12 protein-coding genes are annotated in these 20,882 nt (G+C 58.7%); 5 read left to right on the plus strand and 7 right to left on the minus strand.

Annotated features, from left to right (window positions below; all coding sequences use genetic code 11):
- Positions 1 to 128 precede the first annotated feature (128 nt).
- The 5 genes from ACSMEV_RS17325 (at position 129) to ACSMEV_RS17345 (ending at position 5,752) form a co-directional block, all read left to right on the plus strand.
- A complete protein-coding gene (locus ACSMEV_RS17325) occupies positions 129 to 539 on the plus strand; it encodes a PA2817 family protein (protein WP_459206239.1) in 411 nt (136 codons plus the stop codon).
- Between the two features lie 180 nt (positions 540 to 719).
- Entirely contained in the window at positions 720 to 1,259 is a 540-nt protein-coding gene (locus tag ACSMEV_RS17330) for a fimbrial protein (RefSeq protein ID WP_314494022.1), read from the plus strand.
- Between the two features lie 61 nt (positions 1,260 to 1,320).
- Complete coding sequence (locus ACSMEV_RS17335) at positions 1,321 to 2,070, plus strand: fimbrial biogenesis chaperone (RefSeq protein ID WP_459206240.1); 750 nt, start codon at positions 1,321 to 1,323, stop codon at positions 2,068 to 2,070.
- A 16-nt stretch (positions 2,071 to 2,086) separates the two neighbouring features.
- A complete protein-coding gene (locus ACSMEV_RS17340) occupies positions 2,087 to 4,585 on the plus strand; it encodes a fimbria/pilus outer membrane usher protein (protein ID WP_459206241.1) in 2,499 nt (832 codons plus the stop codon).
- Positions 4,586 to 4,651: 66 nt separating this feature from the next.
- Positions 4,652 to 5,752 (plus strand): fimbrial protein, encoded by a 1,101-nt coding sequence (locus ACSMEV_RS17345; RefSeq protein WP_459206242.1) that lies wholly within the window; start codon positions 4,652 to 4,654, stop codon positions 5,750 to 5,752.
- 72 nt (positions 5,753 to 5,824) lie between these two features.
- Here ACSMEV_RS17345 and ACSMEV_RS17350 read toward each other — a convergent pair whose 3' ends face one another.
- From ACSMEV_RS17350 to ACSMEV_RS17380, 7 genes are all read right to left on the minus strand, one after another.
- Positions 5,825 to 9,676, minus strand: a complete 3,852-nt coding sequence (locus tag ACSMEV_RS17350) for an RHS repeat domain-containing protein (RefSeq protein ID WP_459206243.1) — start codon at positions 9,674 to 9,676, stop codon at positions 5,825 to 5,827.
- A gap of 34 nt (positions 9,677 to 9,710) precedes the next feature.
- A complete protein-coding gene (locus ACSMEV_RS17355) occupies positions 9,711 to 10,187 on the minus strand; it encodes a hypothetical protein (protein ID WP_459206244.1) in 477 nt (158 codons plus the stop codon).
- Positions 10,188 to 10,245: 58 nt separating this feature from the next.
- Positions 10,246 to 13,110, minus strand: a complete 2,865-nt coding sequence (locus ACSMEV_RS17360; RefSeq protein WP_459206245.1) for a hypothetical protein — start codon at positions 13,108 to 13,110, stop codon at positions 10,246 to 10,248.
- Between the two features lie 2 nt (positions 13,111 to 13,112).
- Entirely contained in the window at positions 13,113 to 15,383 is a 2,271-nt protein-coding gene (locus tag ACSMEV_RS17365; protein ID WP_459206246.1) for a hypothetical protein, read from the minus strand.
- Positions 15,380 to 17,875: a hypothetical protein gene (locus ACSMEV_RS17370; protein WP_459206247.1), complete on the minus strand. Its 2,496-nt coding sequence runs from the start codon at positions 17,873 to 17,875 to the stop codon at positions 15,380 to 15,382. The genes ACSMEV_RS17365 and ACSMEV_RS17370 overlap by 4 nt, the downstream gene beginning before the upstream one ends.
- A gap of 401 nt (positions 17,876 to 18,276) precedes the next feature.
- On the minus strand, positions 18,277 to 18,402 hold the full coding sequence (locus ACSMEV_RS17375; RefSeq protein WP_459206248.1) for a hypothetical protein: 126 nt from the start codon (positions 18,400 to 18,402) through the stop codon (positions 18,277 to 18,279).
- A complete protein-coding gene (locus tag ACSMEV_RS17380) occupies positions 18,399 to 20,882 on the minus strand; it encodes a hypothetical protein (protein WP_459206249.1) in 2,484 nt (827 codons plus the stop codon). Before ACSMEV_RS17380 ends, ACSMEV_RS17375 begins: the two co-directional genes overlap by 4 nt.

Here is a 20,882-nt window from a genome sequence, read left to right on the forward strand (position 1 = left end):
AGCCTGATACGCATCCGAGTCACCTGCTCAGCCGATCCTGGGCGCGCCATTGCAAACCATCCTCTTACGTTTTAGACGCTGGGGCGGCGTATACTCCGCCCTCGTTTCATAGCACCTGGAGTATCGTAATGACCAACCCCCACTTGGCATATCACCTGCAACTGCTGGCTCACCTTCGCACCATTTTGGTAGCTCTGGGTGATGCCGAGCAGGTACCGGAGGAAAGCCATGCACTGTTTCTCGAGCGCTACGACGAACTTCTGGCCCAACTACCGACCCACCCACTGGACAGCCAGTATTTAGGCCAAGATCTACTCTGCCAGATCATCCAGCGGTATCCACAAATCGCTCACTTGGTGCCACGCGATCTACTTTGGTTCTTCGGCGGCGACTGCCTTCATTACATGCCTGACGAGGAGCTGGACCTTTACCAACAGTTGGAGGAGCGGCGCTACGAAGCGCAGCAACAGGGTCAGCCTTTCGACTGGCATGCAGAAAAACAGCTTTTAAGCGCAACGGACGACCGCCAACGCCATTGAGATTCATTGCTGCTCGATTGTGAAACTCGTCGAAGATTCGTCACACCTCATTGCTTTCTTCCTACAGTCGCATTCCCCACATATTCATACGATGAGCGCCGTTTCAAGAGCGCTCAAGAAACTTGAAATGCTGCGTGCCGAGCACGCAGCAATGCCAACTTTTCAACGTATGGATCAACCATGAAAAAAATCCTCCTGATGCTCGCGCTGGGCATGGCAAGCAATGCGGCGATGGCTGCCACCGAAACCGGTAAGATTCTCTTCAAAGGGCATATCAACGGCGGCAGCACTTGCCCGATCGAAGTAGTAGAACCCGCGTTGGGCGGCTTGGGTTGGGTAGACTTGGGTGTTTATCCGGTCAAGTATTTCGCTGCGCAAAACTCCACGACCGATGTTGCGTTCGCCTTGCGAGTCGAGGCGGATGCCACCTGCGTCATCGCGCCAAATACGAAAGCGAAAGTGAAGTTCGACTCCGTAGCGGGCGATGCGGGTAGTACGGGCCAGTACTACGCCATTCGCACCGCAGGCGCCGAAGGCATTGCCTTGGAGATCAAGGACGAAGACTACGCCTCGATCAAGCCTAGAACCGATTCTAAAGAATACGACATAGCCTCCACCGGAACGACCGACATGAAGTTCTATGCCTCGTTGACCAAAACCGGAACCGTGACCGACGGCGCTGCCAATGCGGATGTGAACTTCACCGTCACATTGCCCTGATGCCTTGCCAGGTGCCATTGCGCACCTGGTTTCCCGTTTCCAGCCATTCGGTCATTTCTTCATGCCTCCCCTCATTTGCAACTTGAGGCTGTTTGGCGGCTGCCTGCTGCTTACGGCCTGCATGCTCAACAGCGCCCACGCTGCGCTCACCATCAGCAGCACACGCATCGTGTATGACAGTAGCCAGCGCAGTGCTTCGGTCGTGGTCACCAATCCCAGCCAACGCCCCTTTGCCGCACAGGCCTGGATCAACACCGAGGCCGACGACACCACTACGGCCGTACCCTTCATGACAGCCCCGGCGCTGTTCAGGCTCGGGGCCGGCAAGGAACAGTCGGTACAGATCAGCGCGTTGCCCAACGACCTGCCACAAGACCGCGAGTCGCTGCTGTTTTTCAACCTGCAGGAAATTCCTCAGGCGATCGGCGATCAGCGTAATGCCTTGAACATCGCTCTGCGCACACGGATCAAGCTGTTCTACCGCCCTGTGCAAGTCCAGGGCAATCCGGTGGACAGGCTCAAGGAACTGCGCCTGAGCAGAATGCAATGCGATGGCCGTCCACGCCTGACCCTGGAAAACCCCACGCCCTACCACTACACGTTCAGCCGCCTGGATCTGATCGAGGGCAAACGACAGAAGGCCCTCCCCGGGTCGGACATGCTAGCGCCGCTGTCCACGCTCGACGTCGCGCTGCCAAGCGGTATGGACGGCAGCGATCTGCAGGCCGTCGTCACGGTCATCAACGATTACGGTGGCACCAGTAAACCGCTGACCCTCCCAGTGCACGACTCCCACTGCACCCAGCGCTAACGCCTAAGGAAATCCTATGACCCTGCGACCCCACGGGTGCAGGCGGCCTCGCCTGCGCCTCTTTTGCCCGACCGCCTTATGCCTCTGGGCCGGTGCAGTGCTCGCGAGCACCGATCCTCAGGCGGATACCGAGTTTCAGGCCAGCTTTCTGTATCTGTCGCCAGGACAACCGCGAGCGAATGCCGCCCATGCCTTGCGTGGACTGTCCGAACACAAGGAGCTGCCACCGGGCCGCTATCCTGTAGAAGTGCTCGTCAACCTGAGTGTCGTGGGTGTCCATGAGCTCGACTTCGAGGCCGCGCCTCCAGATGGGCCATTGCAGCCGTGCCTTGCGCCCGACCTGTTGAGCGAGTTGGGGCTGCGCCTGGAAGCCATCGCCGACGCCTCAGCCGCTGCAAGCGCCTGCCTGGACCTGCCCAGGCTGGTACCCGGTGCTCAGGTCGACTTCGATCCAAGGCAATTACGGCTGGCGATCTCCATCCCGCAGATTGCCCTACGCCGGGACAAGATTGGCCAGGTAGACCCTGCCACCTGGGATAATGGCATCAGTGCGGCATTCGTCAGTTATCAAGCTTCGATGCAAAGAAGCGACAGCCGCACGCGCGGACGCTACAGCAGTGAGGATCTGTACTTGAACAGTGGCGTCAACCTGGGCGGCTGGCGGCTGCGCAGCAACCAATCCTGGCGACGCGACCTGGATGGGCGACAAACCTGGACCCGTGCTTACACCTACGCCCAACACGATTTGCCAGGCACATGGGGCAATGTGACGCTGGGTGAAACCTTCACCAGCAGTGACGTGTTCTCCGGCATTCCCGTGGTCGGCGTCCGCTTGGCTTCCGACTTCGACATGCTCCCGGATGCGATGCGCAGTTATGCCCCCACCCTTCGCGGCGTAGCCCAGACGCGCGCCAAGCTCGAGGTCTGGCAGAACGGCTACCCCATCTACTCGACCTATGTCAGCCCAGGCCCCTACGCCATCGACGACCTGAATGTGGGCGCCTCCGGCGAACTGGAAGTGGTGCTCACCGAAGCCGACGGACAGGTGCGGCGCTTTACCCAGCCCTATACCAGTATCACTAACCTGCTACGTCCGGGCGTATGGCGCTACAGCACCACCCTGGGCCGCTACAACCCGGCCTTTGGCAGCCAGAACCCCCTGCTCTGGCAAACCACCATGGCCAAGGGCGTAGCCTGGAACGCCACTTTGTACGGTGGGCTGATGGCAAGCCAGGGCTATACCGCTGAGGCCGTCGGCATCGCCAAAGACCTGGGCGACCTCGGGGCGCTTTCATTCGATGTCACCCATGCCAGGAGCGATATTTCCCCAGTCGAGCAGGCCACCTTGCAAGGGTTGAGCTACAGCGCCCGCTACAGCAAGTCCTTCGGCAGTGGGATGCAACTGCGTTTCGCCGGATACCGTTACTCCACCCAGGGCTACCGCGATTTCGACGAGTGGATCAGCCAGCGCAGCAGCGATCGACGCTTTCTGGGCAGCCGCCGCAGTCGGCTCGAAGGCTCCATCAATCAACGTATCGGCGAGCGCAGCAACCTCAGCCTGACCTTCTCGCAACAGTATTACTGGCAGCGTAGCGATAGCCACCGCCAGTTCCAACTGAACTTCACCACCACGCACAAGGGCATCAGCTACAGCCTGCAAGGCTCGCAGTCGCTGACGGCAAACGCCGCCGGCAGTGATCGGCAGTTCGGCCTGAGCGTGTCAGTACCCTTGGAGTTCGGCCGCAACAGCACACTGAGTCTCGATCTCCAGCACTCCGCCCACGGCACCTCCCAGCGTGCCGCGTTGAGCAGCCAGGTCAAACAGGTGGGTTACAACGCGAGCGTCGCGGTCAACGAGCGGCAGCAGCAGAGTGCCGGCTTGTCCGTCGCCTACCAGGCGCCCCAGGCCTCGATAGGTGCCGGCATCACGGCTGCCGACGATCACCACAGCCTATCCCTCAACCTCAGTGGCGCAGCGCTGCTTCACGAAGATGGCGTGGAACTGGGTCCTTATCTGGGTGAAACCATCGGGCTGGTCCACGTGCCCGACGTTGCGGGCGTGGGCGTGCAAAACCACAGCGCGTCGCAGACCAATGCCAAGGGTTATGCCTTGATACCCCACTTGCGACCCTATCGAGCCAACCAAGTGGTACTCGATACCAACCAGCTGGGGCCCGAGATCGAAATCGACAACGGCAGCGCCACCGTGGTGCCGCGCCGCGGGGCGGTAGTCAAGCACCGGTTCAGCGCTCGTGAGACCAACCGGGTAGTTCTGACGCTGCTCGATGCACGGCACATGCCACTGCCGTTCGGCACTCCGCTGCACGACGCAGACAGCAATGTCATGGGGATCGTGGGCCAAGCAGGTCAGACGATGTTGTCACTGCACTCAGGCATGCAACGCCTCGAAGCCCGCTGGAGCGACGCACCCGCCGACCGTTGCCTGATCCAGGTGGATCCCGAATCTATCGCAAACGTCCAGGGCTACCGTCTACAGACACTGATCTGCGAGTAGCCCCACCTGCATTGCTCATTACCGTCAAGACCGGTCAGCATCTGCCGGTCCGATCAGGACATATCCATGAAATATCCGCAGTACTTGGCAATTTGCGTCGCGCTCGTCAGCGCCCAACAGGCCTATGCAAACGCCCCAAAGGGCTATGGCGAGATATGCGACTGGACCAAAGGCGTACCGCCATTGCATGTCGTGCGAACGCTCCCAGGCGTGCAACATGTGCCGGGTAGCGCCCGGCCAGGCGATGTGATCGGCACACCAGAACTACGCGAGTTCACTCAGTCGACTCCGTATTCCGAATTCCGCTGCTTCAACGACGGCACGGTGCTCTGGCGGTTCGACATGAACGCGACTGCCCCGATCTTTCCAGACCCCTTGCCCCCCGTCACGGGCGAGCCTTCCGACGGCCACATCCTGAAAACCAACATCGAAGGCGTCGGCGTACGCATCAGGCTGGAGGCCCCTTTCAATGGCTCGGCCAATGGTTACTTCATGCCGGACACTGGGCCGCACAACCCCTTCATTCCTTTTGGCTCGTCCATGCAGGCCAATAACGATATCGGAGGGTTCAGACTCGGAGGCTTCTGGAACCGTGTCACGCTGGTCAAGACCGGCGAGATCGCCCCAGGTCTGCATCACGTGGACAGCGAGCTGTTCACCGGACATTTCACAGCCAAAGCGCTAGGCCTGGTGGTGCGCTACCGCGTGCAGGCTACCGTCCTGCAAGCGCAGTGCAGCGTGGTAGGTGATCCGGTCAGCGCCGATCCTGTGGAGCTCGGCGATTGGGACAAAGCCGACTTCACGGCGGTAGGTACCACCACGTCCATCATCCCCTTCGCCATTACCTTGAGTAATTGCCAGACAGACCCGGGCGGGCTGACCCGAGCGACGATCGAGCTCGACGGCACCGACGGATCGACACCGGTGCCTGGACTCGATGGCGTGTTCGGCCTCACGAACGATTCGGAGGTCGAAGGTGTCGGCATCCAGGTCCTGAAGGAAGACAGCTCGCCATTACCGCTGCAACAGGAGGTAGACCTCAAGCCCTTGCAAGACGGTACGACCACCCTCAACTTTGGGGCCCGTTTCTATCAGACGGGTGCTCCCGAGACCGTCAAACCAGGGCTGGCGAAAGGCGCGCTCAACTTCACCATTCGCTATCGCTGAGCGTTGGCGAACGCCATAAAAAGCCCGGACACCTTGAGGTGTCCGGGCTTCTTTCTGTCACATGCAGCAGGATCAAGCGGTACTATCGGTCGAGCTCAGGATGTTCAGTGGGTCGTACCCATACACGCATTCGACCTGCGCGGCATCGGTCACTCGGGTCAAACGGTTCAACGCGTCGTACTCCAACGAACGCGCTGCGTCATCACGCGTGAGGTTGCCGTTAGCGTCGTATTCGAGCTTGATTTCCGCAGGATAGGGCGCGCCGCCTGTGTTGGTGATTCGGCTGAGTTGAACAGGGTCTTGGTTTTCGAAGTGGTAGACCGCATTGTTCGAACCACCGTCGAACTGAGTCAACACTTGCTTGATGTTGTCGAGCGCATCGAAACGAAACACCTGCCTACTGATTTGCTTGCCGTAGGGATCGACAGGGCATAGGTCTCCTGTGCACTCATAGGTGGTCAACCGACCACGGGTGTCATACTTGTACGTCTCGTCACGCAGGGTAGTCGTCTGATCCCTGAGCGTACGGTTGATGATCCGATCGAAATCGTCGTACGTCTGAGCCAATACCTGTTCGGAGCCATCAGAAAACGTAAAGGTTCGTGAAACTTCACGCTCCAGATCATCGTAGGCCAGGGTTGTGGTCAATGCGTTGATGACGTGGCCGCCCTCATCGCTTTCCGCAGTCGTATAACTGGCGGTATGGCCCAACGCGTCATAGGTGAACTCGGACTGCAGCGAGCCGAGCGAAGTCCTTATCAGCCGCCCGTGCACGTCATAGTCATAGTCTTGGGTTTGTCCCATGACGTCGACATAGCTTTCCTGGCGTCCACGCAAGCTGTAAGCGTATGCCATCTCGAACTCGCCGCGCGTTTCGACCTTGACCTCGCCGGTGCTGAAATAGGTCCGGGAAAAGGCCTGGCCATCCACTTCGCTGCAATGCTCGAGACGCGCATTCTGCTTGTCGAACCTGTAGCTCGCCTCCTTGCCACCCAACGTACGTCTAACCGGCTGGTCGCTCAAATGAGGAACGTATTCGTACTCGACGGCACCCATTGGCGTGACGACGGTGCTGGGCTGCATCTGCCCTGGCAGATAGTCGTACGTCTGTGAGCGCCCGCCAGTGATCGACTCCACCATCCGATCAATACCATCGAAAGCCTGCTCGCCGAGCAACACATCGTTGACCTTGATGCTGACCGGCAGGTCCGCATCGCTGTGCGGCGCGTAGCTGCGGACGACGACTTCGTTCTCTCTCAATTGATGCGTGAGCAGGCGGTCGAACGCATCATAGGTAAAGGCCTCCGACTGCTTGCTGGCTGCCACCAGGCCAGTGATCTCCTTGGCCTTGCGGCCGAACCCGTCATATTCGAACACCTTCTCGCTCATGGGCAGGGTCTCCTGCTCATCGCCCGGCGCCTGCTTGGCCAGTCGGCGTATCCGAGTAGGGCTCTCGAACAGGTTGAACTGCGTCTCGGTCACAGCAGTTTTCTGGCCGTTTTCAATCTCCGCGCCTTGTTCATCCAGCAATTGCTGACGCCACTCGCGCACGATCGGTCCAGTCTGCCCATCACCGATGGGATCCTGTTCACTGAACTCCGCCACCCCATCGGGCGTGATGACGCACAACTGCGCACCCCATGCGTCATAGCGCATCTGGTTGGTGAGCGACAGTTCAGCACCTTTGAACCAGTCGATTTCGGTTTCGCTGATGAGATTGCCCCAGGCGTCGTGATTGGCCCGATAAATGGGTTTCAAGCCCCCTGAAGACCATTCCTGCGCTGCGTCATCACGCGCCTCGCTCACCGTACGATGCATGCCGTCGAAATAGGCGACGGTCTGGACGCCCTTGACATCGAACTGCGTCTGGGTCGCCTGATCGTCCTCGTTGGCGCACAGCTGGTATTCATAGCGTCGCTCGGCCTCTTCCGGCTTGCCGGGGCTGACGACTTCGTGGGTGACCCGACCCAGGCTGTCGTAGAGGTTGAGAATTTCGACGTCGTTGTCGTCGTGGCTCAGCAGCGCCTGACCCGTCGCGCGTGACAGTTGGGTCCTCAACGTTTTCGTTGCACCATCGTAGCCGCGCAGCGCCTGATCCATCTGCAAGACCGACGCCCCCTTCAGCGCGAGCATATGGCTGCGATCGCGTTGGCCCTCGACCGATGCCGTCTCATGCCAATCGACCTGCCCGAACGAATAGGTGAATTCGGTACGGGTATCGAACGTCTGTGCCTGCGCGTTGGGCCCGGGGAAAGCCGTTACCTGGGTGTGGATGCGTCCATGTACCATCGGTGCCGAAGGTTGAACGGTTTCGTCTTGCGCTTCCCAATAGGACGTGGTGACCGATTTCAAATCCCCGCCACTGGCCAAAGTGTCGGTATGCGATGCCAACCAGTGATCTTGCGCCATCGATGCGCCGGAAGCGTCCAGCACCGGTAGACGTAAGTAGGTGTAACGATTGGTCCGCGCAGCGACGGTTCCTACATGCCCACTCGCAGGCATCTCGGTTTTTTCCTTGAGGTAACGCACGAACCCCTCGGCATCGCCTGGGAAGCCCGCTTCGCTCTGGCTATACCACGTATAAGTCTGTTCGATGCCATTGGCCGCCGTTTGGCGAGTCAGATTGCCGTAATCGTCGTAGGCGCTGCTGGTGACTTCTTTGCGCAGGTGCGTAGGGTTGCTCTTGAGCGACCACTGGGTCTCGACACTGTGGGGAAGCTGACAGTATTTAGGCTGCTCGGCGAACGTGCGGTCGGGAAGCAGGTTGTAGCCGGTGGACACCTCGTGCAGATGGTCGCCCACAACCGTTTTGCCATCGTCGCTGAGCAGGCTGCCGTGGTAGGTCGCTTCGCGAGTGACCAGGTGGAACTTGTTGAACGTGCGCTCGATGCTACGCACCGGTTTGCCGTCGACCCACAGGGTTTCGATAGTGCCGTAGTCATAGTCGATGACCTGGCGGAACAAGTTGTCCAGACCGTCGTCCTGCCACGGCAGCACTGCATTGCCGCCGAGGAAGTTGTGCTGGTCTTTCGAGTAGGTGTAGCGCGTGTCGATCGAAGGCTGGTCATGGCCGGGGTGGATGAGGTGCCGGGTCACCCGCGGCAACGGCTCGAGGCCGGAGCCAATGGGGAACAAGTGCCCACCATCTTCGTAGAATATTTCCTCGAAGCCGCCAGTCGGCGTACGCACCTGACTGATGCAGTCCAAATTGCGCTGTCGGCTGTACTTGAATCGCCAGCTGGCCTTGTTGTCAGTAGGCAACTCAATCGACCCGACCTTACGGTCGGCGTCTACCAGCCTCATGGCATATGAGGCACTGCCCGTGTCGGTCTGGAAGGTCAGTGTGACCAATGCGCTTTCCCGGGCAATCTGCAAAAGCGTCTCGCCCCGCATGTCGGTGACCTTGCTCAGGTAGGCGAAGCCATTGTCGAAGTTGGCGTATTCGAGCTTGATCCATTGGCCTTGCTCGTTGAACACCTGTATCGGCAGAGCCAGACGTTTTCCACTGCTGCCCTGGGACTCGAGAATCTCGACCCGGCCCGAGCGGTGCACCAGGCGCCAGCGGCTGTCGGACTCTTCATAGAGATGGAAACTGTCGATTTTCTTTTCCTGCATCGTCAGTTGCTGCGTCGTGCCGAGACGGCCAGTCACTTTATAGGTCTCGCCACTGTCCAGGGAAACGATGCGGCGATCCGGATCGAATTGCGACAATTGCAGGTTCCAGCCTTTACCGTATCCGGTGTCCTGGAGATTGAGCGGGCTGTAGCGCAGCGCCAGCTCGAAATCGGGACCGAGCAGGTCGTTGCCCCGCAGCGCGGGCAACGTCACGGACTGGGTGCAAAGCCCGGTGCGGGAGTCCGGGCCATTGTTGACGTAGCTGGCAAAATTGAAGGCATTGGAATGGACAGATGTTGACACAGTCATAATGTAACCCCTTTCGCTAATGACGCCCGATTAATCAAGGCTGAATTCGCACGCATGACAGTTTCCCGCCGACCCCACCTTGTCTGTAATACCCCTGCTCAAAGAGAACGCCTGCGGTAACGATATCGCCCGCGCTCGAAGACTGTAAGTCAGAAACTCTTTTCCAATCAGTCGTCGTGGGATTGATATAGGAACGCAGTACGAACTGCCAATCGCCTGGATTGTTAGCGCTTCGGCAAGTATTCTCCGCATCCAGCGTAATCAACGTGGCAGAAGGAACATTGTCGAACCGATAAAAATACACTTCGTCATTCTTACAGGCTGTATCGCCCATGAAAGTTTCGCCTTTAGTGATCGGCAGGGAGCAACTTTTCCCTCCCGGCTCATCCATGCTGTTTTTTCCAATGAAAAAGATTTTTCCTGTGTTCTGAGCTTCTGCTGGCGCACCGTAAGATGCTCCACACGCCAACAGCAAGGCACAGCCAACACTTGCAACGGATAATGTATTCATAACCGTAACTCCTCGACATGCGATGTTATACGTCGCCCTACTCGGTGACTGAGGGTCTTCAAACGGGCGTGAAAAGCACTTGTTCCAGATAGTTTCTATGCCCGACCTGCTCAGGTGGCCGGAAGTGCACTTGGCGATAGTGCGGATTGCCCTGCAGATCGCGCAGTACTACTGCGAGGCGGTGCGACAGCCTGTCGCGAGGGCCGCCGTTGTCCGGTGCTCGCCAACTGAAGTCGCGCAGCCGGTGGTTGGTGATGACCAGGGTGCCCGCTTCAAACCGGGCCAAATCAACTGGGGTGTCCCGTTCAGAGCGACTTGCCAGCAACGTCCGCAGGTCTTCGTCGAATTGGACGTTCGGCTCGAACGTTTCCAGCGGGTCCCTGAATATATAGCCCGTAAAGCTGAACATGATCTCCTGGGGATTTTCGCTCTCCCAACGAATCATCGATGTTTTCGCGAGGCCATTGGCGGCTTGCAGCGGCAAGAACTGGCACGTTTCGAAACGACCGCCGACAAGTTTCAATTGCCAATAGTCGATGGTCACCAGGTGAAAATTAAAGTCGTCATCAGGCGGATTCCCTGGGCTACCGGTGCCACCAGCGACCCGCACACGCTCCCAGCTGTACTGGAAGGCACTCGGATCCGGCACCTCTTTGGGAACGACTTCTACACGACTGTGCTCGCCTTCACTGGCATTGGAAGACCAGACCCCGCCCCTATCAGCATAGAAACTGCTGTACAACTTGGTAGCGACCCCCGCTCGATCCGCACAGTGCAAGTAGATATCCTGCCGCGTGATGGCCTCTTCATTATCATCGACTGTCGCGTCTGACACGGCGCGCTGGCCATAGGAAAGTTGGAAGCGGTTAGGCACTTGACGCGTCGCCCAGCGATTGAGGTCGTCCCTCTCGATACCCTCATTGGGGCTGCTACCGTTCAACGCGACGAGGCGTTGCTTGGAAATTTCGAAGTTCAGTCCGATGCTGGCACGCTCATCGTGACTCAGCCGATAGAACTTGCCATCTGCCGCTTTTTCAGTCTCGATGACCACTTGCAAGCGTAACGACTGAAACCCATTGTTGAGCAATTGCCCTTTTGTATCGTTGGCCTCCCCTGCCGGCACTCTGACGGTGTAGGAGGAAATGTTCGTCCAGGTGGGATCGGATGATGGCTCGCGCTCACCGACTTCGAGCAAGCTATAACCGGCCGCCAGCACGACACCGTTGTGTATCAGCTCGCACGTCACCACACTGGTGCCTTGTTGATCATCCGTAGCCGCCGTGTAGACGCCGTTTTCATCGAGCATGCCCGGGCCGATCAACTGCCAACGCCGCCTTGCACCGGGCAGCAGGTCCGGAACACGTTCCGAGATGACGACGCTTTGCCCGGGCTCGAGGTCCAGGGCGCGGATGGGCTCCAACGCAACCGACTGCAACCCATTGAGCATCACCAAAGCCGCATGACGTTGCTCGACGCCTTTGCCCAGTACCTGTTGGACGCTCAAAAGCCGCTTGCTTGCGAGGGTTTGCGGGTTGAACGTGACGCGCGCGCCCCGATCTTGATCGAGCTCACCGCGCGGGGTGCCCGGCAGTGTCCAGTCGATGGCTTCGCCCCCCTGTAAGGCCGCGGCAAGGTCTACCGAGGTCTGCGGCGAGAATACCGCCACCCGCGGCGCAATCTGTGCGCGCTCGAATTTTACCAGCAGCTGCGCGGTGGTTTTCTGATCGCCGTGTTCGGCTGTGACGATGATGGTCAAGCTTGGATAGCCGACGTCTTGCGCGGCGGGGCTGCGGTAGAGCCCGTTCGCGTCGATCAGCCCATCGCCCGCTTCGCTGTGGCTTTGCCGACTGACGGCGTGCCAGCTTGAAGCCTTTACCTCTTTACCGGTCTGGTCGCGCAACGTGAACTGCTGTCGCTCGCCGGCTTCGATCACCACGAAAGGCGGATCGATGCTGAGCAGACTGGGCAGCGGTTCGACGCTGCCGAAAATCGCCAGGTCGTGCGGCGTATGCCGTGCACGCTCGACGAAGATATGCGAGGCCGGGAACAACAGTGACGTGAGCACATCGATACGATCGTCCGTCACGTGTGCAAGCATGGCCTTGTCGACCACCAAAGCGGCCGTATAGCGTTCGCCGCCCTCGGCGTCGCGATCGTCCGGAACCAGATAAGGGAAGCTGGAAGTGGGCAGTTGTCCACGCGCAGTGTTGCCTTGCAACTGGATGAAGGTCAGCACTGCACCGTCTCCATAATTGTCCGCGCCCCTGATTCGTGCACCGGGCGCCGCCTGAGTACGGATGACGAAATCTGTCGGGGTCAGAGGCGAATACCCGGCAAAATCGAGCATGCCCAGTTCGAAGCGACCCTGGTGGTGTGGCAATCGGCTGAAATGCTCCTGCATGGCCTGCGCCAGCAAGGCGTTGACAGTGTCGTTATGGACCTCCAGATTGCAGCGAAACGCAGTGGCCTGGGCAAGATCCAGGGTCACCCTGCCCTGCCGATCGACCTCACCCACGACCAGACTCAGATCGATGTCCACGACCAATTGGTAGCCCATGGCCTCATCGATGGTGAAGCGCGTCAACAGGTTCTCCGCCACGGGTGATTCACGCAGGTAATTGCCGGCAACGATCGGAAATGTCAGCTCGGCTTTGGAATCGCTGAGCGATGCTGTCGTGAATGACAGAGAAGGCGCGCCGAACTCCAGCTTTCTGAGTACGCTGCGGGTACGGATGAAGTCCTTGTGGTCGACATCGGCATTGAGCAACGGCACAAAGCGCAAGGCGCTCAGGCGTTGCAGGTACTGGTCGCGCAGGAGACTGTTGAGACGTGAGCGGCCAAATGCGGCGACGGCCCCCCACCCAAGGGTGATGTTGCCGCCGGCCATGTGCGCCAGGACGTTCTCGAGTGAATTACCGGACATGTTCAAGCCCTCCCGGATACATTGGATGGACGCGCCGAGTTCGCCACCAATTGGCGGCTCAACGCGGGGAATCGATCGGTGTTCAACGGCATGATCTGGTGGCCTTCGAGAAGACCGAAATCTTCGCTCTCGACCGTCGCCATGACCAGAATCCCGGGTGCCTGCGGCCCGCTGGCTGGCTGGTACAGCCCTGTGCTTTCGTCCATGTGGCCAGTGCCAACGGCCAAACGCCATGTCGCTTTGCGGGGTCTGCCGTTGAATAGGGCAACGAACTGCAACGAACCGTCGCTTTGAGGCTCTTCCGAGAGCGCCACCACCAGCGCCGGAGGCCGCTGTATCACCAAAACATGGACGCTCTGCGGCTCGCCGCCCGCCGCGCTGCTGACCAGAATTTCATCGTGCACATAGGTCCTGTCTGCGGCAGGTGGTTGTGCCTGGTAACGACACTTCTGGCCTTGCGCTTGTGGATCGAGCAGGCCGCTCTCGCCCGGTATTTCATTGGCGTGTGTCCACCGAAGGGCCCCGCCCTCCATCGCGGCTGCGGTCAATACCCACTCTCCATTGGCTTGCACCGTGGTGATGAAGGGGTTTGCCGTCAGCGGGTACTGGCGTACGGTCACCAGGGCTGCACTCATGGCACCCAGGCCATCGCTGACCTGAACCAGCACTTGGCCCGAACGACCTTGCAGCGTGTGTTGTGGCGGCGCACGGTAACCCCCTTGCTGATCGATGGTGCCAGGGTTGGTCGGGCCACCCGGCAGGCTCTGCAACGACCAGCTCAACGGCCTTTCGGGTGGATTTTCGACGACGAAGGTGTGACGCGCGCCTGGCAGGAGCATCACCTCAGCGCTGGCCAACCCAAATGAGCCGCCGGCACGCAACGGACCGAAGGCGGCAAGCGCTGCCGGGATTTCGAACGCCGTAGGCCGCAGCGTTCCGCTACCCAGCAACTGCATGCTCTCCAACCACTGCTCTGGGGCGCGGGGATTGAGCTGTTTGGACATTGTCGAGAGAATCGCCTGCTTAACCGCATAGGCAGCGAAGTCTTCCGCCTGCGCCTTGAGTTCCCCATCAGCGTCATCAGGCAGGCCCTGCGTGGCGGTGGCTTCCTGCGCCTGCGGCCAGGGCGAGAAGAACTGCCCTTCGAGCATGCTGTAGTCCGTATCGGGAGCAGCCAGCAGGTGAAAACGATGGCGCAGGTCCAACGTGAAGCTGGCCGTGTACTCGAGCGGAACATGAGCCCCGTTGGGCAGACAACTGAACCTGAACGTACACGTGCCCTGCCAGCGCTGGCCGGATTGATCCTGGGCGAAGTTCGCCACCAGTCCGCCCACCGCATTCAGCTCGAACGCCTGCCCCTCGAAGAGGTAATCGCGGCTTTGGTAACGGGTGGAGGGAATCTGCAGCGTTCCACGGGTAGCACGCAAGCCAGTGAGCACGCCATCTGCGTCTCTCACTTCCTCGAACGCCATATCGTCCAGAAGTCCGGTAAAACCTTCGCTGAAACTGTTTCGGTGCAGCAAGCCCATGTTCAACAGGTGTGCAGCGTCTTCCGTTGCTTGCTGCTCCAGTAGATAGGGAAACTCATCGTCAGGGCTTGGCAACTTGCCAACTCGGCCCAAACGCGAGGATGCGAACAGCAGCAAGGCCGGGCCTTGCGAGCCGGTCTGCCCGCGCAAGCGCACAGGCCCAATGCGCAAGGCAGGAGAATCGGACGAGCTTTCTGCCAACACGACGTCACGTTTTTCCTGATCCTGCAGAGCGAGTTGCGTTTGCAGCCAATGACCTGCTGCTGCTTGGACGGACGAATCGTCATTCACGGCGAGACGAAAGCTCTGGCCTTTGGCTATGTCCATGGACAATCTGCCGTCAGCGTTTTCGGGCATCCATTGCTGAGTGGCGGCCAGGCCGTCGAGCTCGTCATGGACCGCAAGGCTCAGCACCTTGTAAGGTTGTTCGGCTCTCACCAACGTGCCACCGTACAACCGTACCTGAGCTTCGAACTCTTCGGTTTCATGTGTGGCGCGGCCGATATCCATGCTCAGCGCGGACAACCTGTAGCCAGCCAAGTGGTAGGCCAGGTCGGTTTGTTCGACTTCGATGACGCCTGAAATCCCATTGATATCTTGACCGACGCTCAGCCGGCGAATGAAGGCGTTGTGCAATAGCCGGTTGGCTTGCGCCATTGAAAAGGCCGTAATGCTGTCCCAACCCAAAAGGTCCGGGTTGCGTTGTATCCATTGGGTGAGCGCTGAATGCGTCATCTCTTTCATGGTCGATTTTCCTCGTTGACATTCGCAAGCTCGTAGACCCCGGTACCACGCACCGCCGCCTCCAGCTCGCTGATGGGTAACGGCTGCAATACGTAGCCTTCGAACACCCCGTCGTCTTCACTGCGGTAAGTGGCGGTCAAGAGTGCGAACGTCTGGTCGCCGCTCGGGCCCGAGGTGTAGACGCCGTTGGGCTTGCCATTGGTGTTGCCGAACGTTCCTGGGCCATGGCGCACCGTCCACTCGACTTTCGCCGGATCCCGTGGTCTGCCGTTGATGAACGCGACAAGTTGCACACTGCCGGTGGCCGGATCGACTTCACGCGTCACCAACATCGGCGACTTGGTCGCAGATTCGACGATCACCACCGCAGTGCTCAGCACGCCACTGGCGGTGTCTCGGACCTCGACCTCGTCAGCGATGAACGCCAGTCCAGCGTCATAAGGATCGTCGGGGTCCGAGGGGGGCATCGTCTGAGGAGCGGTGTATTGGGCAGTCAACTCCTGGCCTGCCACCGCTCCGCCCAAGGAGGCGTCCTTGATCGTCCATGTCAGTCGGTTGGCTTCGCCGAGGTAGCCTGCTTCCAAACTCAACGCGGCGCCCGCTTGCATCACGTAGGCCACCGGATTGACTTGCAGGGCATTGCGCAGGACGGTGACCAGTGCCGAGCTGCTGTAATCGTTGCTCTGGCTAGTGGCAGTCACCCGCAGCCTAACGAAAGGGCCTGCGAACGAGTCGGCGGTTGGCGCTGTGTACAGGCCCGTTTGCGGATCGATAGTGCCGATCTGCTCGCTCAATACGCTTGCCAGGATGGGTTCGACCGACCATTTCAGGTCGTCGGTGGCTGGGGTGACGGTAAATTGCCGGGTCGTGCCAGCGACCAGATTGTGTTCTAGAGGGCTGACCACGAAAGAAGTCGTTCGAGGATTCACTCGGCCGAAGACGCCGACGTCGTGCGGGGAGAGGAGCTTGTCTACAAGAATCGTGTTGCCGAAATTAAGGTTGAGCGTATCGGACACCAGCTCACGAATAGAGGGGCCGTATGACAACTCCATAACCAAAAACTGGCTTGCAAGGTAATCTGCACCCAACCCCCGCTGTTCGAAGTGACGTTCCGCAGCAGTGATACCAGCCATAGCCAGAAGGTTTGCGCGTGTCTGAAAGGCGGCGCAATTATTCCCACTGCCACGATTCTTAGCCGTTCTGTCGTCAGACACATAGCTTGGCTGCACAGCGTGATCGTAGCTAGCATCCACGAGTTTTACACTGGCGCTATCCACGTTTCCCAAGCGAAGCGCGGCATGTAGGGTGAAGTCAAGAGAAGCACTAGAGCGGACATGCGCAATCGAATAGTTACAACTAGACCACGTGGATTGATCTGTGACGTCAGCGGGTGTCAAAGAATTGAATTCCAGTCTGGACAGTATAGGCATAGGCCATTTAATCCTAAGCTGCCCCGCAGCATCCAACTTAAGTTCCTGACGACCGTCTGCCAACACTCCGTGTTGAGCTCTTTCAACATCGATAGTCTGTATGCCCGACCCCGGCTCGCCGGCTATCCCGTGCCGCGAACGTTGCGCCAACGTCCAACCTTCGAGTATCCGTATGCCAAGGAGCTGGCCCGTTGTGTCTCGGGTGTATTCGAAACTAAAATCGGCCATTCTCTTTTTGAATCCTTCCAACATCAGAGAAAGTACTACCCGACCATAGCTCACCAGCACGGTAGCTGAGCGACCACCGTCATTAGGTATCAAATATCTAAAATCAGAGTCTGATGTGGGTAAAGTGCCTTCACGATCACCCTCCCACCGCACGAAGCCGAGCACCGCGCCCTCGGGATCGTCCGCCGTACGTCGCCGTGCTTGGGTACGCATGACGAACGACTGGGGTTTGAGCAGTTCGTTGTCACCCCGCTCGATACGCCCGATGGGAAACACCCGTTTTTCGTCATTGAGGGCAGCGAACTTCTGCTGGAAATAAGCACCTACCAGACTCTGCTCGATCCGATCCTCCGACACAGTCATGCGGAAGTCGTCGCTGTATTTCAAGTCCAGACGCAGTTCACCGTTTTCGCCCACTACGCCCGGCACTTGGTCCAGCCGCAGATTCAGGCTGAGCTCCGGTCCCTGCAAGGGGCTGGTTTCGCGGATTTCGCGGGTATACCACTGCCCGCCCACACTTTTCAGCCCGAGCTGGGTGCCGCCCACGACACGCATACGCAAACGCGCCTTGGAATCGTTGAGGTCGACGTTTTCGAACGACAGCCGTGGTCGGTCGAGGGTGAAGTCTTTCAAGGCGAAGCGACGCTCGTCCCCGTTGGGGATGGTGCCGCTGATAGGCTCAAGATAAGAAGACGTCTTGAACCTGCGAATGTATTCTTGCGTGAGCAAAGTGTTTAGTTGGGTACGGTCGAACGCACAGATCATCCCCCAACCGAGCGTGCGCGGTTGTTCTTTCATCCATTCGATCAGTTGATTCAGCGAATAGTCCGCCATAACGGCACCTCAGAAATACAGTTTCAATGAAAAGGGCGCGCAGCCTGCAGCGCCAACATAAACAGGTGTGCATAGAGACTTTAATTTCAGCAAAAACACCTGCAGGCATGATCGACTTGAGGCCGTCACCCGCATAAAACTCGGCGAGGTATATGCTTCGTTCGATCAGGCGCATGTTTTAGAACGCTATGAGAACCGTCTGCGCCGTCGGACGCACTTCTTATCGACGCCCCCGACGATCATGCCCCCGAAAAGATAAGTGAGCACACCCACCGCTCGACAACAGTTGTACGCGCGATGGCGTCCTTTCGAAACTGGTAGTTTTATCAGGTCACAAGAGTTCAGTGACTTGGTAGCGTCGTCCAAGAACCGTAGCGCCTGCAGGCAATACGAGGAACACTTCACACGGTGTGGTGCCAGAGCCATCTGGCCTGCGGCTGTGGCAAAAACGTGATGCTGTCCCCATTCAGAAGGTCCGGGTTGCGTTGTATCCATTGGGTGAGCGCTGAATGCGTCAGCTCTTTCATGGTCGAGTCTCCTCATTGACATTCGCAAGCGCATAGACCCCGGTACCACGCACCGCCGCCTCCAGCTCGCTGATGGGTAACGGCTGCAATACGTAGCCTTCGAACACCCCGTCGTCTTCACTGCGGTAAGTGGCAGTCAAGAGGGCAAACGTCTGGTCGCCGCTCGGGCCCGAGGTGTAGACGCCGTTGGGCTGGCCACTGGTGGTGCCGAACGTTCCTGGGCCATGGCGCACCGCCCACTCGACTTTCGCCGGATCACGTGGTCTGCCGTTGATGAACGCGACAAGTTGCACACTGCCGGTGGCCGGATCGACTTCACGCGTTACCAACATCGGCGTCTTGGTCGCGGATTCGACGATCACCACCGCGGTGCTCAGCACTCCACTGGCGGCATCTCGGACCTCGACCTCGTCGGCAATGAACGCCAGCCCAACGTCATAAGGGTCGTCGGGGTCGGACGGGGGCATCGTCTGAGGTGCGGTGTACTGGGCAGTCAACCCCTGGCCTACCACCGCTCCACCCAAGGAGGTGTCCTTGATCGCCCACGTCAGTTGGCTGGTTTCGCCCAGGTACCCTGCTTCCAAGTTGAGCGTTGCTTTGGCTTGCATCACGTAGGCCACTGGATTGACTTGCAAGGCATTGCGCAGCACGGTGACCAGTGCCGAGCTACTGAAACCGTTGCCCTGGCTGATGGCAGTCACCCGCAGCCTGACGAAAGGGCCTGCGAACGAGTCGGCGGTTGGCGCTGTGTACAAGCCCGTTTGCGGATCGATGGTGCCGATCTGCTCGCTCAATACGCCCGCCAGGATGGGTTCGACCGACCATCTCAGGTCGCCGGTCGCCGGGGTGACGGCGAATTGCCGGGTCGTGCCAGCGGCCAAGTTGTGTTCCAGAGGGCTGACCACGAACGAAGTAGTTAGAGGATTCACTCGACCGAAGACGCCGACGTCGTACGGGGCGCGTAACTCGTCTGCGATAAGGGCATTACCAAAATTGAGTTTAAGTGTGTCGAGCATGAGATTGCGAATAGACGTGTCGAGTGACAAGTGGGAATCCAGCAGCATCTGCACAACGTTGACGATGCCTTCGGTCGGATGCCACAAGGCTTCTTCCATACGACGCACGGCATCAGCAACCATGAGTCTAAATTGATTATAATATGATGCACAGTCCCCCCCTGAGTTAGAGGGCCCGAGGGTAGCGTCGTCAAACCAAATGTGTGGCGCCTGCACGTCTTTCAGCTCGACATCTTTGTACGTGGATTGCAAACCGTTTGCATCCGTTAAGCGAAACTTGGCATTCATCGAATAGCTCAAACTCGACTGCGTTCTGATATGTGATATACCGTAGTTACAATTTTTCCATACCTCCCTCTCCTTAAGTCCCGAAAACGACAAGTCGTGCACACGCAGATCCATGCGCGTATGGACCGGGAAAACAATACTGAGCTCCCGCGAAGGGGATAATTTAAGTTCCATCTTATTTGTCATAAGCACTGGCTCCAGAGAAGCCAGGAATTCAACTATATCCGAGCCGAAGAACACTGGAAGTATGCTATCTGGCAGGACCACATCTCCTTCTTGTGCGCGCACGGCCTCGATCCTGCCGGCTTCGTCTCGAATGATCTTGAATGAACTGTTTGCCGCTTTGGCTGCGAATGCCTTCATTACATGGCTCAGTAGCACTCGACTGGATTCCATCATCACCGTGGCTGAGCGATCACCGTCATTGGGGATCAAATATCTAAAATCAGAGTCCGGTGTGGGTAAGGTGCCTTCACGATCACCCTCCCACCGCACGAAGCCGAGCACCGCGCCCACGGGATCGTCCGCCGTACGTCGCCGTGCTTGGGTACGCATGACGAACGACTGGGGTTTGAGCAGTTCGTTGTCACCCCGCTCGATACGCCCGATGGGAAACACCCGTGTTTCGTCATTGAGGGCAGCGAACTTCTGCTGGAAATAAGCACCGACCAGATTCTGCTCGATCCGATCCTCCGACACGGTCATGCGGAAGTCGTCGCTGTATTTCAAGTCCAGACGCAGTTCACCGTTTTCGCCCACTACGCCCGGCACTTGGTCCAGCCGCAGATTCAGGCTGAGCTCCGGTCCCTGCAAGGGGCTGGTTTCGCGGATTTCGCGGGTATACCACTGCCCGCCCACACTTTTCAGCCCGAGCTGGGTGCCGCCCACGACACGCATACGCAAACGCGCCTTGGAATCGTTGAGGTCGACGTTTTCGAACGACAGCCGTGGCCGGTCGAGGGTGAAGTCTTTCAAGGCGAAGCGGCGATCTTCCCCATTGGGAATGGTGCCGCTGATAGGATCGAGATAAGAGGACGTCTTGAACCTGCGAATATACTCTTGCGTGAGCAAGGTGTTGAGTTGGGTACGGTCGAATGCACAGATCATTCCCCAACCCAGCGTGCGCGGTTGTTCTTTCATCCAGTCAAGAAGTTGGCTCAGCGAATAGTCCGCCAT

This window comes from Pseudomonas sp. MLB6B (assembly GCF_054508135.1).